The sequence below is a fragment of the Streptomyces sp. NPDC003247 genome, assembly GCF_042888135.1.
Lineage (GTDB): Bacteria > Actinomycetota > Actinomycetes > Streptomycetales > Streptomycetaceae > Streptomyces.
Window position 1 is genome coordinate 54,072 of record NZ_JBIAPF010000003.1, and the last position, 16,024, is coordinate 70,095.

Genomic DNA, 16,024 nt, shown 5'->3' on the forward strand with positions numbered 1-16,024 from the left:
GTCTACGGCATCCCGACCGTCGCCGGTGCCGACGCCACCGCCGCCGGTGCCGGCGCGTACCCCGTCGGCCGGGCGGTGAAGGTGCCCCGGCCCTGGGTGCGGCTGCGCAGGCGGGTCGCGTAGCCGAACAGTTCGGCCAGTGGCACGGTGGCGGTCACCACCGCCGCGCCGCCGCGCACCGCCGAGCCGGTGACCCGTCCGCGGCGGGCCGCGAGGTCGCCGAGGACCGTGCCGACGGCGTCCTCGGGCACGGTCACCGTGACCTCGGCGACCGGCTCCAGCAGGGTCATCGCGCAGGCCCGCAGGGCCTCCCGCAGGCCCAGCCGGCCCGCCGTGCGGAAGGCAGTCTCCGAAGAGTCCTTCACATGGGTCGCCCCGTCGGTCAGGGTGACGCGCAGTCCGGTGACCGGGTGCCCGCCGAGGGGACCCTCGGCGAGGGCGTCACGGCAGCCGGCCTCGACGGCCCGTACGTACTCCTGCGGCACCCGCCCGCCGACCACGGCGGACCGGAACGCGAACCCGTCCTCCTCCGACGGCTCCACGTCCAGGACGACATGGGCGAACTGACCTGCCCCGCCGTCCTGTTTGACGTGCCGGAAGACCAGCCCGGACACTCCGCGCGCCACCGTCTCGCGGTAGGTGACGCGGGGGCGGCCGACGTTGACCTCCAGTGCGAGGGTGCGGCGGATCTTCTCCACCGCGACCTCCAGGTGCAGTTCGCCCATGCCGGACAGCACCGTCTGGCCGGTCTCGGGGTCGGTCCGTACGGTCAGCGACGGGTCCTCCTCGGCCAGCCGGGCGAGTGCGGACACCAGCCGTTCGGCGTCGGCGCCGCGGCGCGGCTCGACCGCGACGGACACGACCGGCTCGGCGACACCGGGCGGTTCGAGCACGATCGGGGCGCCGGGCGCGCACAGGGTCGAACCGGCGCGGGCCGACTTCAGGCCCACCACGGCGACGATGTCCCCGGCGACCGCGCGGTCCAGCGGGGCGTGCCGGTCGGCCTGCACCCGCAGGATGCGGCCGATCCGCTCCGTGCGGCGCGCGGTCGCGTCCCACACCGTGTCTCCCTTCTCGACCGTTCCGGAGTACACCCGCAGGTAGGTGAGCCGGCCGGTGGCGGTGGCGTTGACCTTGAAGGCGAGGGCGGCGAACGGGGCGGCCGGGTCGGCGGGACGCCGCTCGTCGGCCACCTCCCGCATCCCGTGGGCGGCGGCCCGCGTGCCGCGTACGGCCGGGACGTCCAGGGGTGACGGCAGGCAGTCCACCACCGCGTCGAGGAGCGGCTCGATGCCCCGGTTGCGGTAGGCGGAGCCGCACAGCACGACCACACCGTCGCCGCTGAGCGTCAGGTCGCGCAGGGCGGTGGTGAGGGTCTCGGCGGACAGCGTCTCCCCGTCGCAGAACTCCTCCAGCGCCGCCGGGTGCCGCTCCGCCACGGCCTCCTCCAGCAGCCGGCGCCGACGCAGCGCCTCCTGGCGCAACTCCCCCACAACGGGCCTCTCTACGGCGGTCTCGGCACCGTCTTCCCAGGTCAGCGCCCTCATGCGGACCAGGTCGACGACGCCGGTGAAGGTGTCCTCCGCGCCGATCGGCAGCTGGACGACCAGCGGAACCGGGTGGAGCCGGTCCCGGATCGACGCCACGGCCGTGTCGAGGTCGGCGCCCGCCCGGTCCATCTTGTTGACGAACGCGATCCTCGGCACGCCGTGCCGGTCGGCCTGCCGCCACACGGACTCGCTCTGCGGTTCCACGCCCGCGACGGCGTCGAACACGGCGACCGCCCCGTCGAGCACCCGCAGCGCGCGCTCCACCTCGTCGGCGAAGTCGACGTGGCCGGGGGTGTCGATCAGGTTGACGCGGTGGCCGTTCCAGGCACAGCTGACGGCCGCGGCGAAGATGGTGATGCCACGGTCGCGCTCCTGGGGGTCGAAGTCGGTGACGGTGGTGCCGTCGTGGACCTCACCGCGCTTGTGCGTGGTCCCGGTGGCGTACAGGATCCGCTCGGTGACGGTGGTCTTGCCGGCGTCGACGTGGGCGAGGATGCCCAGGTTGCGCACGGCGGCGAGGTGACGGTCGGGGGTGTGGAGGTCGTTGCGCACGGCCCTTGGCCTTTCGGGGTGTCTCTCCGTGAACGGGCGGCGCGATGGACGGCGAGCGGCAGTACCGGCGCGGCGCCGGCGTCCCGCGCTCGACGACGGGTCGAGGTCGTGGGATGCCGGCCGCGGTGCCGGGTCAGCTGGATGTGGTCCGGGACGGTCCAGGATGGTTCAGGACTGCGGTGCCGGGCTGCTCATCCCAGCCGGTGACTGACGGCTCGTCGGATCATCCGGTGCCGGCCGCGCAGCGGACACCGGACGGACGAGGACACGAGGATCACCTCGTAGCGGGAACGGGGAGCGGCGGCAGCGGTGTGGTCACGCATGGCCGGGCTCCCCTCGTCGTTCGTCGCGGTGCCGCGCTGCCCCCGTGTCGTGGGCGGCGCAGGTCGTGTCATGAGTGTAGGGAGGCCTGACGGGGAACGGCACGGGATTTTTCCTCCGCGCCGTAGAAGTGCCGCCGCACCCGCCGCAGCCACGCGTCGGCGGCCGTCTCGTCGGGCCGCTCCGGCAGCACACTGCGGGTCCGCGCGAACGCCTCCTCGACGCGGCGCAGCAGCGGCAGCGCGGCCTCGGGGTCCGCGGCCACCTCCTCGCCGAACCGGTGGTAGCCGTCCGGGTCGTCGAGCCGGACGGTCAGCGTTCCCGTCGCGTACAGCTGGTAGCCCTGGTCGCACAGCCGCTTGAGGTGACGTGCGTGTTTGGTGGTGCGCCTGCGTACGTCGGCGGAGAAGGTGCCGTCACCGCGGCTGCGCAGCTTCCTGAACTGCTGGGTGGCGTAGCCGAGATAGGCGTCGCGGACCCGGTGGGCGCTCAGGAACGTGGTGCGGATGTCGAGGAGTTCCTCGCCGAGCGGGGTGCGCACCTCGTACAGGTCGTCGGGGAGCCAGACGAGTTCCGTCACGGTGGGGTTGCCGCCGAGGGCGAGCCGGCACCACTTCGCGGCCTCGTGCAGGGTGCGGTCCGGTGCCGTGCTGACGTGGGACTCCTTCGGGGGGTGCAGACCGTGCAACGACTCGGTGGGAGCCGCGAACAGGCCGAGGCGGTCGATGTCGGAGTGCGCGTGCGCGAGCCCGTAGGCGGTCGAGCCGACGATCCCCGACAGCAGGATGTTCTGGACGGTGACGGTCACAGGAGCCCCCGGTGGTGGTCTGCCGCCGCGGGCGGGCGGCGGAACCGTCATGATGCCCCGGCCGCCGGACCGGCCACCTCGCATTTTCGGCCCCGCGGGCGCCTTCGGGCCCCTCTCCGTCCCGTTCCCGGCGTCACCCGTCCGGCTGCTTGCACTGGTCGCGGGAGCGGGCCGGTGGTGCGGTGGAGGAGAGCAGGGGGGCAGCTGCCCGGGGCCCGCACGCGCCGGGAATCCGTCCCGCCCGTCCTGTCCATCCCATCCGTCTCGTCCATCCCGTCCGTCCCGTCCGTCCCGTCCTCAGGAGGCACTCGTGACCACCGCCCGCCCGTCCCAGTCCCCGTCCCACCAGGACCCCGCGACGGCCACGGCCCGTACGGCAGGTACGACGCACAGGGCACGCGCCTCGCGTACGGCGCGTACGGCGCTCACGGCGCGCACGGCGCGCACGGCCGCCCGTACGGTACGCCCCGCCCGTGTCCTGGCCGCCGCCGTGGCCACCGGGACGCTGCTGGCCACCGCGGCCTGCGCCGGGGGGACCGACTCCGCGACGGTCACGACGGACGCGGCCACGACCGTCGCCGAACGGCCCGTCGTCGAACGGCCGCTCGCGCGGCAGACCACCACCCCGTCGGCGTACCCGAGCCTGACCGAGGCCGCCGCGAAGACCGCGCTGATCACCGAGGCGGACCTGGAGGACGACTGGAACCAGGTGGACGACGCGGCGAGCTGGCGGGACTCGCTGCTCATCGGGCAGGTGGACACGGCCGACTTCCTCACGGGCAAGACCCAGGCGGCGGACTGCCAGCGCCTCCTCGACGCGCTCTACGACGACAACCTGCTGGGCGATCCGTCCGGGACGTCGGCGCTCACCGGGTTCCAGGAGGGCCGGTCCCGGCTGCTCTACCAGGTCGCCGCCTACGAGAAGTCCGATCTGGACGACTCCTGGGACTGGATGGCGTCGCTGCCCGACACCTGCGACCAGTTCACCGTGACCGGCGGCGACAGCGGCGAGAGGACCGTCCAGGTCGTCGAGGCCTCGCTGCCCGAGTCGGGCGACGCCCGGCAGGCCGTGACGGTGACGGTGAAGGGCACCACGGGCGGCGATCCGGTGACGCTCACCCTCGACGTCGCCGCCGTACGCGTCGGCGCGGACGCGATCACGGTGACCAACGGCGGACTCGACGGCGCCGACCACGACAGCACCAGAACGGCCGTGGAGCAGGGGGCTTCGCGGCTGAAGGACGTCCTGGCCGGCCGGTCCCCGAAGGCCACCCCGAGCGAAATGAACTGAGCCTTTCCGCACGCATCGGCTCACCGGCTCACGGCCCCGCGCCCGCGCGCCCACCCCGCCTGTGATCTTTGTCGCTGGTTGGACGGAGTTCCGGTTGGGCAGGCACTGCGCGTGTCCGGTAAAGATGATGTCTCTCCTGTGGGGGAAACCGTGAGTGTGTGTCTCATCGGTGCGGGCCTTTCGGGTTTGGCCACGGCACACGCCCTCAAGACCGCGGGCATCGACTTCGTCTGCCTGGAGCAGGCGCCGGACGTCGGCGGCATCTGGCGCCGGCCGCAGGCCGGTGAGCGCGGCCCGGGATACCTCTCCCTCCACCTCAACACCACCAAGCAGCTCACCGGTTACACCGACCACCCGATGCCGGCCTCGTACCCGGTCTATCCCCGGCACAGCCAGATGGCGTCCTACCTCCGCGAGTTCGCCGAGTGGGCCGGGATACTCGACCACGTCGAGCTGGGGACGTCCGTCGAGTCCGTGCGTCGGGAGCCCGACGGTTCCTGGACGGTCGTCAGCGTGGACGCCGGCGGCCGGCGCTCATCCCGCGGCTTCGCCCACGTGATCGTGGCCTCGGGACACAACACGGAGCCCTCCCTCCCGGCGCCGCCGGCCGGTTCCGAGACGTTCACCGGGACGGCCCTGCACGCCATCGACTACCGTGACGGCAGCGACCACGCCGGGCGGAACGTCGTCGTCGTCGGGCTCGGCGCCTCCGCCGTGGACATCGCCGTGGACGTCTCCCGGTACGCCGCGCGGACCTACCTGTCCGTGCGGCGGGGGCTGCACGTCCTGCCCAAGCAGCTCTTCGGCATGCCGCTCGACGAGGTCGCCGAGGCGCCGTGGTGGACGAGCATGTCCCTGGAGGAGCAGCGCCGTCTGATCGAGCAGTCCCTGCTCGTCGCCCGGGGCAGGCTCTCGGACTACGGCCTGCCCGAACCGGACCACCGGGTCTTCTCCTCGGCCGTGACCATCTCGGACGAGATCCTCAGCCGTATCCGCCACGGCGGGGTCACGCCCAAGCCCGCGATCGACTTCCTCGACGGCGGCCGGGTGGCGTTCACCGACGGCACCTCCGTGCCCGCGGACACGATCGTGTACTGCACCGGGTACCACATGTCCTTCCCGTTCCTGCCCCCCGACTGCCCGATCGGGCCGGGGGGTTCGGTCGAGCTGTACAAGCGCGTCGTCGCGGCGGACCACCCCGGCCTGTACTTCGTCGGCCTGGTCCGCCCGCACGGTTCCATCACCCGCCTCGTGGAGGCGCAGGCACGCTGGATCACCCGGATCGTCACGGGTGCGGCGGTCCTGCCGGAGCCCGAGGTCATGCGCAAGGAGATCGCCACGTACCTGAGCGGCATCGCGGGCCAGTACGGGCAGGCGGAGAGCGCGTCGATCCAGGTGAACGTGGCCCCCTACCTCCAGGAGCTCGACGCGGCCTGAGACCTTGCGCGGCTGATGCCCAATCAGGCAGAGGGGCGGGCGGGGCCATCGTACGGACGCGCGGCGGTCGTGCGCGCGCGGGGCCGCCGTGCGGACGCGGGGCGGTCGCGGGGAGGGACGCGGGGCGGTCGTGCACGCCGGAGCGTCCCGCCGCCGGCTCCGGCCGGTCGCCGCCCCGCCGTGCCGTCGCGTGAGCGGCCAGGGGCCAGGGGCCAGACGGGCGCGCCGCGAGCGTCACCCCCGGTCCGGCGTCGCTGTGGAGCGGGGGGGGAGCAGTCCGGCGACGTCGGCGTACGGCTCCCCGGGCCTGTCCTGGCGCCGCGCCCCTATCCGGCGTTCGCGGCCACGGCGGGCAGCAGGCCCGCGGGGGGACGCACCTGGTACGCCTCCGAGGAGATGTACGTGGTCACGCGGGGCGGACGGCCCCGCTGGTGGGCGAGCGCCAGGTAGGCGATGAGTCCGACGCCGTCCTCCGGCCGCCGTGAGGTCACCGCGGCCAGGGCGCGCTCGAGGGGGGCGGAGTCCAGTCCCTGGCGGTCGAGCAGGGCCACGGCGCGGGCCAGGGCCTCGCCGTCGTGCCGGACGTGGTCGCGGACCGGGACGTAGAGGGTGAAGCCGCTGGGCAGGCCGGTCGCGGTCTCGGTGAAGGCGTGGCAGGACTGGACGGGCCGGCGGACCGGCCTCGGGCCGTCCACGGCACCGGCCACGTCGTCGTGGCCGACACCTGGGGCGTCGTCCTGGCCGGCCGCGACGCGGAAGAACGCCTCGGTCTGCGCGGCGCCGAGGTCGTCGCCGGTGCGGGACAGCGCGCCGGCCTGCGCCGCCGTCAGGTCGTGGTGCGCCAGGTAGACCTTCACCCTGGGCTCCTCCCAGTCGCCCAGGTCCAGGGCGAAGAACAGGTGGCGGTCGCTCGGCGGCAGCGCGTCGAACGCCTGCCGGTGTCCGAGCCGGCGCAGTGCCTCCCGTACGGTGTCGGCGGCCCGTCGCTGCCCGGAGGCCGCCGGGTTCAGGTACACCTTGACCCGGGGGACGCCGCCGGGGAGCAGTTCCAGCGCGCACCACAGCGCCAGCGGGCCCTCGGGCTCGGCCGGGAAGAAGAGGTCCTCCAGCTCGTCCAGCCGGTCCGTCGGGACGCCCCAGCGCCCCGCCGCCTCCCGGACGGTGCGCAGTCCGGCGCGTCCGCTCCGCGCCAGGCCGCCGGCGCCGCACCCCGGCTCCAGCAGGACCCGCAGGGTCGGTGCCGCGCCCGGGACGAAGGCGAGCGAGAACTCCACCGGGGTGTGGTCGTCGGACAGGAACGTCGGTGTCACGGGCGGCAGGTCCAGCGGCCGCGCGGCCACGCCGCCCAGCATGTCGGTCAGGGTACGCGCGTAGAGGTCGGCGTCCGCGCTGTCCAGTCCCGCGACGTCGCAGAGCCTGAGCAGCTGGCGTGCCGTGCGGCCGCCCACCGTGTCGGTGCCGGGGCCGTCCGGGGAGCCGGTCCGGCGGGCGGTCACCGGCCCTCCCGCCGCGGGGCGGAGCGGGCAAGAAGATACCCGCCGGCGAGGGCGGGTATCGGGAGGGTCAACACGGTGGGGTGTTGTATGAAGACGGCGTCGGTGGACATGAGGTCCACGGCACCTCCTTAGGCTCGTGAGCAACACGGGTTACCGCATGGCTCACTACCCCTGAGGTAGAACACTCATACAGGTGAACGAAATTGGCTGGTGTTGTGATGATCACCTCGTGAGCCAGTTGAGGAACTGGCTCCACATACCGCGTTCGGGCTTGCGCCCTGCCTGCTGGGCGTTCTCGGACCGCGCGGCCGTCTCGGCGGGGGCCGGGGCGGCCGGCCGGCGCACGGTCTGTACGGGCGTGAAGCGGGCGGGCAGCGCGACGAGACCCCGGTTGAAGGGACCGGGCCGCCAGGTCAGGCTGTCCTCGGGCACGGCGAGTTCGACGTCGGGCAGCTTGTTGAGCAGGTTCTCGATGGCGGTCACCGTGATCTGCCGGGCCGGGTCCTTGGAGGGGCACGCGTGCGGGCCGGCGCTCCAGGCGAGGTGGGCGCGGTTGCTGCCCGCCTTGCGCGCGGCCGTGAGCGCCGGGCCGGTGTTGGCGGCCGCGAAGCTGACCAGTACCAGGTCGCCCGCCTGGAGCTTCTGGCCGGCGAAGTCCATGTCGGACGCCGGGTAGTGCGGGGCGAGGTTCTGCATGGGCGGGTTCTCCCACAGCGTGTCGTCGATCGCCTCGTCGATCAGACCGCCCTGGTTCGCGTACGCGTCGTGGGTGAGGAGCCGGTGCAGGGTGTTGCCGATGAGGTTGCGCAGCGGTTCGTTGCCGGCCACCAGCAGCAGGGCCAGCTGGTGCACCATCTCCTCGTCGGTCAGTGCCGCCTGGTGCTGCATCAGCCAGCTGGTGACGTCGTCGCCGGGCTTGGCCCGCTTGAGCGCCACCAGTTCGCCGACCGCCCCGAACAGCACCTCGACCGCCCGCTCGGCGTTGACGCCGTCGAACATGCCGGTGATGCCGTAGACGACCCGGTCGCCGATGTCGGCGGGGCAGCCGAAGAGTTCGTTGAACACGAACAGCGGCAGCTGCTTGGCGTAGTCGCCGAGGAGGTCGGCCGAGCCGCGCGCGCCGAACTGGGCGATGAGGTAGTCGGAGACCTGCTCGGTGCTCTGGCTCAGCTTGCGCGAGTCGACGCGGGCCATGCTGTCGGTGACCGCCTGCCGCAGGCGCAGGTGCTCGGCGCCGTCGCTGAACATGCAGTTGGGCCGGTAGGCGAGGACGGGCCCGATCGGGCTGTCGGCGGGCACCCGGCCCTCGTTGAAGTCCCGCCAGCGGCGGGCGTCCTTGCGGAACGAGACGGAGTCCTGGAGGAGTTGCAGCGCGGTGGCGTAGTCGGTGACGAGGGTGGCCTCGACCCCGGGGGAGAGTTCGACGGGCGCGGTCGGCCCGTAGTGGCGCAGGTAGCTGTAGTAGGCCTGCGGGTCGGCCGCGAACTCCGGGCCGTACAGCGGCACGCGGCCGCCGGTGTGGTGCGCCGGGCACCCGGGCGGGGGCACGGGAGCCGTGGGTCGTTCCATGTGTAGCTCCTAGTGGGCACGGTCCTGCAAGTGGCGGACGAGGGTGATGAGCGCTGCGGCCGACGACTGCTCGTCCCGCGCGTCGCAGGTGACGACGGGGGTGTCGTCGAGCAGGTCGAGTGCCTCGCGCAGGGCCCGCTCGTCCCGCAGGGGGGTGCCGTCGAAGTGGTTGACGGCGATGGCGTAGTCGAGCCCGTACTGCTCGATCAGGTCGATCACGGCGAAGGAGTCCGCGAGCCGCTCGGGGTCGACGAGGACCAGGGCGCCGAGCGCGCCGCGGGCCATGTCCTCCCACATCTGCACGAAGCGCTGCTGGCCGGGGGTGCCGAACAGGTACAGCACGACGCGGTCGCTGATGGTGAGGCGGCCGAAGTCCATGGCGACCGTGGTGGTGGTCTTGCCCTGGACGCCCTTGAGGTCGTCGACGGACTCCGCGGCGCGGGTCATCGTCTCCTCGGTGGACAGCGGCTGGATCTCGGAGATCGCCCCGATGAACGTGGTCTTGCCCACGGCGAAGTGACCGACGACGAGGATCTTCACGGCGGTCTGCGTCGCACCGCCGCGGACGTAGTCCTGCTCATCCAAACTTGGCCCTGAGACCATTCAGCACCTCCTCCAGGATCTCCCGGTCGGCGAGGGGGGCCCGCTGTACGGGCGGGCGGGTGATGAGGTAGCCGCCCTCGGTGAGGGCGGCGAGAAGGATCTTCACCACACCGAGGGGCAGCTGGGTGTGCCCCGCGATCTCGGCGACCGACAGGTAGCCGGCCGAGCACAGGTCGAGCAGGCTCTGTTCCTCCGGGGACAGCCGGGTGGGCCGCTGCTGGGTGTCGGCGGACGCCGTGACCAGCGTGATGAGGGAGAGCTGCTGCTCGTCGGGGAGTCCGCGGCCCTTGGTGATGACGTACGGTCGCACTAACTCCGGTGTCTGCGGCTCCAGCTCGTCGTAGCCGGTCATGAGCGGACGCCGAGGTTCTCGCGCGGCGGGGTCGTCAGCGCCTTGCCGAGCTGGCCGACGAGCTGCTGCATCCGGAAGGTGATGTCCTGCATGTCGACGTCGGGCGCGGCGGAGACGCCGAGGTAGGCGCCGTCACCGGCGGAGATCAGGAAGACCCAGCCGCCGTCGAACTCGACGACCGTCTGCCGCCACCGCTGACTGGCGTCCTCGCAGAAGAAGGCGAGCGAGCGGCTGAGTGACTGCACACCGCTCATCGCGGCGGCCACGCGGTCCGCGTCGTCCTTCTCGAAGTCCTGCGTACGGGCCATCAGCAGGCCGTCCGCGGAGATCAGGACGGCGTGCAGGGCCCCGGGAATCTCCAGGGCGCTGTCCAGCATCCATGACAGATCGTCGTTCACGAGATCTCATGCCCTTCGCTGCTTGCACCACGTGTGCTGCTCGACTGTTCCGCGGGGTCCGCATGCGTGGCCCGGCCCGACCGGGTGCCCCGCTGGAAGGCGCCCATGATCGCCGCCGTCTCCGCGCCGGTGCGGGCGGGGGCGGGGGCGTTCGACGCGCTGCCGGGCACGATGGCCATCGGCCGCTTGCGGCGCCGCCTGGGCAGGCCGTCGGTGGTGGTGGTCGCCACCGGCGCGGGCTCGGGGCCGCCGTGGACCGGGGTGGCGTGGGTGACGACCGGGGCGGCGGGTTCCTTCTGCTCGGGCGCGTTGGTGAGCAGGTCGTGCGGGAGCAGGAGGACCGACCGCACACCGCCGTAGGGCGAGGAGGAGTCCACGGACACCTCGAAGCCGAAGCGCTCGGCCAGCACGCCGATCACCGCGAAACCGAACTGCGGCGGGTTGCCGAGTCCGGAGACGCCGGAGACGCGTTCGCTGGAGAGGAGTTTCTCGGCGCGGGCCCGCTCCTCGTCGTTCATTCCGACACCGGCGTCGTCGACGACGATGCAGATGCCCTTGGGCACGGTGCGGATGTTGATCTCGACGACGGTGTCCGGGCTGGAATAGCTGGTGGCGTTGTCGAGGAGTTCGGCGAGGGCCAGCGCCACCGGTTCGACGGCGCGGCTCGTGATGCCGAAGTCCACCTGCGAAAGAATTTCCACCCGCCGGTAATGGCGGATTCTGCCCTGTGCGCTGCGGACCACGTCGTAGACGGAGGCCACATCGCGCTGGCGGCCCAGCCAGCCGTCGCAGAGCACGGCGATGGACTGGGCACGGCGACCGAACTGGGAGTTCGTGTGGTCGATCTCCAGAAGGTCCTGGAGAATGACCGACTCGCCGTACTTGTTCTGGAGCCGGGAGACAATCAACTGCTGCTCCGCGGCGAGGCCCTGAAGCGTCCGCATGGCGGATTTCAGGACTGTTTTCGTTGCCTCTTCGGCTCTTTCCTGCGCTGCCTCGACGGATTTCGCGTACCCGTTCTCCAGCTCGGTGTGCCGATTCCGGAGATCTGCGAACTCCTGCCTTAACGTCCGCGTCGCCCTGCGCTGACGAACAATGAGGGCGACTGCGACGAACACGGCGACGAGGAGAGCCCAGAGTACCGGGTTCTGTATGTAATCAGTCATAAGACTCTCTTCAGGCGACTGACGGCCAGTTGCTGCATTCCCGTCAATGCGGGTGGACCGGCGGACGCCCGCACCGGGGTCACCGCCCGGACCGTCCCCGTAGTCGGGGATGTCCTGCACCCATCCGCCCGCTCTACAAGCGCGGTGATCGTATCACCACACCATGACGCCACCGATCGCCAACATGGGCGTGAAAGATGAACATTGACGGCCTGTCAGTGAACGCGTCGACAGAGGTCACGACGGTCGCCGACGGGACAAGCGATAAACGCGCTTCGGCGACATTCGGGGGGCAACCGAGACGTACGGACTCTTCTCAGGAAATGCAGAGGACATACAGAGGACAGAGACGACAGAACCCGCATCCGGTAATCCCGGATACGGGTCGCGTCCACCAGTCGGCATCGCGCTCACCGAGCGGGATCCGCTGGATACGGTGAGTGATGAGTGTCCGAGGGGGGACTTGAACCCCCACGCCCGATAAAGGGCACTAGCACCTCAAGCTAGCGCGTCTGCCATTCCGCCACCCGGACCAGGTGTCTGCCGCCGTTCGGGTGTTCCCCGCGGCGACATGGACAACAATACCAAGCTTTGGGAGTGCCTTTCACCTGCGTATCCGCCGCCCCGGCGGCCCGCCCCCGGACGCCCCGTCCCCGGCACCCCGCTGCCGGGGACGGGGTGCCGGGGGGGGCGGGGCCGCCCGCGCGGTCAGGGCATCGACCGGTACTCCGGGAAGTTCCCCGGCAGCCGCTCCCCCGCCGGCCCCCGGGTGACCGCCCGCACCAGCAGCTCGCCGCCGACGAAGGCACCGCGCCAGGACGCGCCGAGGCCGCCGAAGAGCTCGTCGCGGTCGCCGCGGGAGCGGGGGGTGCCGTGGCCGACCTTGAAGGCGCGGATCTGCGGGGCCAGCCGGTCGTAGGTGGCGCGGTCGTCGGTGGAGAGGGTGGCGACGAGGGCGCCGTTGGACGCGTTCATGGCGGCCAGCAGTTCCGCCTCGGTGTCGACCAGGACGATGGTGTCGACCGGGCCGAAGGGTTCCGCGTGGTGCAGCGGGGAGGACGGCGGCGGTTCGAGGAGCGTGACGGGCTGGACGTAGGCCGAGGTGTCCTGGCCGGGCAGGAAGCGGGCTCCGTCGGGTGTCCCGCGGTACAGCGGGACGGCACCGCGGTCGACGGCCTCGGCGACCTGGTCGCGCAGTTCCTTCGCCTTGGCCGCGTTGATGAGCGGCCCGAAGTCCAGCCGCGGGAAGGGGTCGTCCGGCCGTTCGACCGCCAGGGGGTGTCCGACCGTCAGCGTGCGCACCGCCGGGAGGTACGCGGCGAGGAAGGAGTCGAACAGCTCACGCTGGACGACGAAGCGCGGGTACGCCGTGCAGCGCTGCTTGCCGTAGTCGAAGAGCTTGGGGACGACCGCGGCGAGGGCGTCGAAGTCCGAGACGTTCCAGACGCCCCAGGTGTTGAGTCCCTCCTGTTCGAGGATGTGGCGCTTGCCGAGGTCGGCCACGGCCGTGGCCACCGCGGCGCCGGTGTCGCGGCCGCCGACGAAGGACACGCAGCCGATCTCGGGCGCCCGCACCAGCGCCTCCGACAGCTCGCCCCCGCCGCCGCTGACCAGGCTGACGGGGACGCCCTCGCGGGCGGCGAGGGCACAGGCCAGGGTCAGGCAGGCGACACCGCCGTCGGTCGGGGTCTTGGCGATGGCCGCGTTGCCCGCCAGCGCCTGGACCAGTACCGCGTGCACGAGCACGCTCATCGGGTAGTTCCAGCTGGCGATGTTGGACACCGGGCCGTCCAGCGGGGCCCGCCCGGCGAGCATCTCCTCGATTCCGTCGAGGTACCAGCGCACCCCGTCGACGGCCCGGTCGACGTCGGCCCGCGCGAGCCGCCAGGGCTTGCCGATCTCCCAGACGAGCAGGAGCGCGAGGAGTTCGCGGTGGGCGGCGAGGGCGTCCAGGGTGGCCGCGATGCGGGCGCGGCGTTCCGCGAGGGGGAGGTGCCGCCAGGCGCGGTGCTGGTCCAGGGAGGCCCGGACCGCCCGGTGGGCCGTGGCCGCGTCCAGGCGGGGCGGGCCGGCCACGGGGCGTCCGTCGACCGGGCTGGTGGCGGGCAGTGCCCGGCCGTCCGCCTGCCAGGTGCCGTTCCAGAGGTTGAGGACCCGGTCGTCACGGAAGGCCTCGGGGGCCGCGGCGAGGCAGCGGCGCCAGGCGTCGGCCCAGGACGTGCCCGATTTGAGGGTGGGGGTGGTGACGGGGGCGGGGGTGGAGGTGGTGGCCATGGGGATGCTCCGCTCTCGGTGCACGGTCGAGAGGACGTAAATGAGGACAAGGGCGTCGGCCGACCGGAGAGAGGACGCGGGCGTCGGCCGACGATGGAACCGGCGGTGGGCGCGGCCCCGCGTCACGCGGGCGGGGGCGTCCCCTCCGCCAGTGCGGCGAGGACGAGCCGGGCGGTCTCCGTCGGTGTGTCGCCCACGCGCACGCCGGCCGCCTCCAGCGCCTCCTTCTTCGCCCGCGCCGTCCCCGAGGACCCGGAGACGATCGCGCCGGCGTGGCCCATTGTCCGGCCCTCGGGCGCGGTGAAGCCCGCGATGTAGCCGACGACCGGCTTGGTGACGTGGTCGCGGACGTACGCGGCGGCCCGTTCCTCGGCGTCGCCGCCGATCTCGCCGATGAGCACGATCAGCTCGGTGTCGGGGTCGTCCTGGAAGGCGGCCAGGCAGTCGATGTGGCTGGTGCCGACGACCGGGTCGCCGCCGATGCCGACGCACGTGGAGAAGCCGACGTCCCGCAGTTCGTACATGAGCTGGTAGGTGAGCGTGCCGGACTTGGAGACCAGTCCGATCCGCCCGGGCTTGGCGATGTCGGCCGGGATGATGCCGGCGTCGGACTGGCCCGGGCTGATCAGGCCGGGGCAGTTGGGGCCGATGACCCGGGTGCCGCGCGCCGTGGCGTACGCCGTGAAGGCGACGGAGTCGTGGACCGGGACGCCCTCGGTGATGACGACGGCGAGCCCGATCCCGGCGTCGGCGGCCTCGGTGACCGCCGGCCTGACGAAGGCGGGCGGGACGAAGACGACGCTCACGTCCGCGCCGGTCGCCTCGATGCCCTCGGCGACCGATCCGAAGACGGGGACCGTCCGCTCGTCGAAGCCGACGGTGCGGCCCGCCTTGCGCGGGTTGACCCCGCCGACCACGTCGGTGCCGGCCGCGAGCATCCGCCGGGTGTGCTTCATGCCCTCGCCGCCGGTCATGCCCTGGACGAGGACCTTGCTCTCCTTGGTGAGGTAGATGGCCATGGTGTGCGGTCTCCTCAGGCTGTGGTGGCGAGGTGGGCGGCGCGGCGGGCGGCGCCGTCCATGGTGGTGGCCTGCTCGACGAGCGGGTGCCGGTGGGCGTCGAGGACGGCCCGCCCCTCGGCCGCGTTGTTGCCGTCGAGCCGTACGACGAGCGGCCGGGTCAGCCGTACGGTGTCCAGGGCGCGCACGATGCCCTCGGCGACCGCGTCGCAGGCGGTGATGCCGCCGAAGACGTTGACGAGGACCGACTTCACGGCCGGGTCCGACAGGACGACCGAGAGTCCGTCGGCCATGATCCGGGCGGACGCCCCGCCGCCGATGTCGAGGAAGTTCGCGGGGCGGGCGCCGCAGCCGGCGACCACGTCGAGGGTCGACATCACCAGGCCGGCGCCGTTGCCGATGACGCCGACCTCGCCGTCGAGCCTGACGTAGTGGAGCCCCTTGGCGGCGGCCGCGGCCTCCAGCGGGTCCGTGGGCCCGGTGCTGTCGCCGCCCCAGCGGGCGTGCCGGAAGGCCGCGTTGTCGTCGAGGGTGACCTTGCCGTCCAGGGCGACGAGCTGCCCCCGCGGGGTGCGCACGAGCGGGTTGACCTCGACGAGGAGGGCGTCCTCGCGCACCAGGACCTGCCAGAGCCGGACCAGGACGTCGACGGTCTGCGGCGGCAGGCCCCCCGCGGCAGCGATCTCGGCCGCCTTCGCCGAGGTCACGCCCTCCGCCAGGTCGATCGGCACCCGGGCGACGGCCTCGGGCCGGGTCGCGGCGACCTCCTCGATCTCCGTGCCGCCCTCGGCGGAGGCGATGGCGAGGAAGCGGCCGGCCGCGCGGTCCAGGACGTAGGAGACGTAGAACTCGCTGTCGATGTCGACGGGCCGGGCCAGCATCACCGTGCCGACCGTGTGCCCCTTGATGTCCATGCCGAGGATCTGACGGGCGGTGAGTTCGGCGGCGGCCGGGTCGGCGGCGAGCTTGACTCCGCCCGCCTTGCCGCGCCCCCCGGTCTTGACCTGCGCCTTGACGACGACGCGGCCGCCGAGCCGGCGGGCGATCTCGCGCGCCCGGCGGGGCGAGTCGGTCACCTCGGCCGCCGGCACCACGATGCCGTGCCGCTCGAAGAGGTCCCTTGCCTGGTGTTCGTACAGGTCCATCCCGGCTCCCGTCTGCGAAGTCAAAGCCGATGCCGAAGCTGAT

At 72.6% G+C, this 16,024-nt stretch carries 13 protein-coding genes and 1 tRNA gene; 2 read left to right on the top strand and 12 right to left on the bottom strand.

Features of this window, described 5'->3' with window-relative positions; all coding sequences use genetic code 11:
• Positions 1-2: 2 nt before the first annotated feature.
• Together fusA and ACFYWQ_RS09775 are read right to left on the bottom strand one after the other, a co-directional pair.
• A complete protein-coding gene (gene fusA / locus ACFYWQ_RS09770) occupies positions 3-2,102 on the bottom strand; it encodes an elongation factor G (RefSeq protein WP_389514536.1) in 2,100 nt (699 codons plus the stop codon).
• Between the two features lie 391 nt (positions 2,103-2,493).
• Positions 2,494-3,231: a DNA polymerase beta superfamily protein gene (locus ACFYWQ_RS09775; RefSeq protein WP_389514539.1), complete on the bottom strand. Its 738-nt coding sequence runs from the start codon at positions 3,229-3,231 to the stop codon at positions 2,494-2,496.
• Between the two features lie 478 nt (positions 3,232-3,709).
• Between ACFYWQ_RS09775 and ACFYWQ_RS09780 the strand changes: the two genes are divergently transcribed.
• Entirely contained in the window at positions 3,710-4,522 is an 813-nt protein-coding gene (locus ACFYWQ_RS09780) for a hypothetical protein (protein WP_389515905.1), read from the top strand.
• A 150-nt stretch (positions 4,523-4,672) separates the two neighbouring features.
• Positions 4,673-5,959, top strand: coding sequence for a flavin-containing monooxygenase (locus ACFYWQ_RS09785; RefSeq protein WP_389514541.1), 1,287 nt, complete (start codon positions 4,673-4,675; stop codon positions 5,957-5,959).
• Between the two features lie 326 nt (positions 5,960-6,285).
• On the opposite strand, the gene ACFYWQ_RS09790 is transcribed toward ACFYWQ_RS09785, so the two are convergent.
• The 10 genes from ACFYWQ_RS09790 to sucC all read right to left on the bottom strand — a co-directional run bounded on the left by ACFYWQ_RS09790 (position 6,286) and on the right by sucC (position 15,981).
• Complete coding sequence (locus ACFYWQ_RS09790) at positions 6,286-7,455, bottom strand: tryptophan dimethylallyltransferase family protein (RefSeq protein WP_389514543.1); 1,170 nt, start codon at positions 7,453-7,455, stop codon at positions 6,286-6,288.
• Positions 7,456-7,677: 222 nt separating this feature from the next.
• A complete protein-coding gene (locus ACFYWQ_RS09795) occupies positions 7,678-9,024 on the bottom strand; it encodes a cytochrome P450 (RefSeq protein ID WP_389514544.1) in 1,347 nt (448 codons plus the stop codon).
• Positions 9,025-9,033: 9 nt separating this feature from the next.
• Complete coding sequence (locus tag ACFYWQ_RS09800) at positions 9,034-9,627, bottom strand: ATP/GTP-binding protein (RefSeq protein ID WP_389514546.1); 594 nt, start codon at positions 9,625-9,627, stop codon at positions 9,034-9,036.
• Entirely contained in the window at positions 9,602-9,979 is a 378-nt protein-coding gene (locus tag ACFYWQ_RS09805) for a DUF742 domain-containing protein (protein WP_385069113.1), read from the bottom strand. Before ACFYWQ_RS09805 ends, ACFYWQ_RS09800 begins: the two co-directional genes overlap by 26 nt.
• Positions 9,976-10,377: a roadblock/LC7 domain-containing protein gene (locus ACFYWQ_RS09810; protein ID WP_389514548.1), complete on the bottom strand. Its 402-nt coding sequence runs from the start codon at positions 10,375-10,377 to the stop codon at positions 9,976-9,978. The genes ACFYWQ_RS09805 and ACFYWQ_RS09810 overlap by 4 nt, the downstream gene beginning before the upstream one ends.
• Positions 10,374-11,543, bottom strand: a complete 1,170-nt coding sequence (locus ACFYWQ_RS09815) for an ATP-binding protein (RefSeq protein WP_389514549.1) — start codon at positions 11,541-11,543, stop codon at positions 10,374-10,376. Before ACFYWQ_RS09815 ends, ACFYWQ_RS09810 begins: the two co-directional genes overlap by 4 nt.
• 448 nt (positions 11,544-11,991) lie before the next feature.
• Positions 11,992-12,076 (bottom strand) — tRNA-Leu (locus ACFYWQ_RS09820).
• A 175-nt stretch (positions 12,077-12,251) separates the two neighbouring features.
• The gene (locus ACFYWQ_RS09825; RefSeq protein ID WP_389514551.1) at positions 12,252-13,817 is read right to left on the bottom strand and encodes an aldehyde dehydrogenase family protein; all 1,566 of its coding nucleotides are present in this window, start codon (positions 13,815-13,817) and stop codon (positions 12,252-12,254) included.
• Positions 13,818-13,939: 122 nt separating this feature from the next.
• Positions 13,940-14,836, bottom strand: coding sequence for a succinate--CoA ligase subunit alpha (gene sucD / locus ACFYWQ_RS09830; protein ID WP_389514553.1), 897 nt, complete (start codon positions 14,834-14,836; stop codon positions 13,940-13,942).
• A 14-nt stretch (positions 14,837-14,850) separates the two neighbouring features.
• A complete protein-coding gene (gene sucC / locus ACFYWQ_RS09835) occupies positions 14,851-15,981 on the bottom strand; it encodes an ADP-forming succinate--CoA ligase subunit beta (protein WP_389514555.1) in 1,131 nt (376 codons plus the stop codon).
• Between the last annotated feature and the right edge of the window lie 43 nt (positions 15,982-16,024).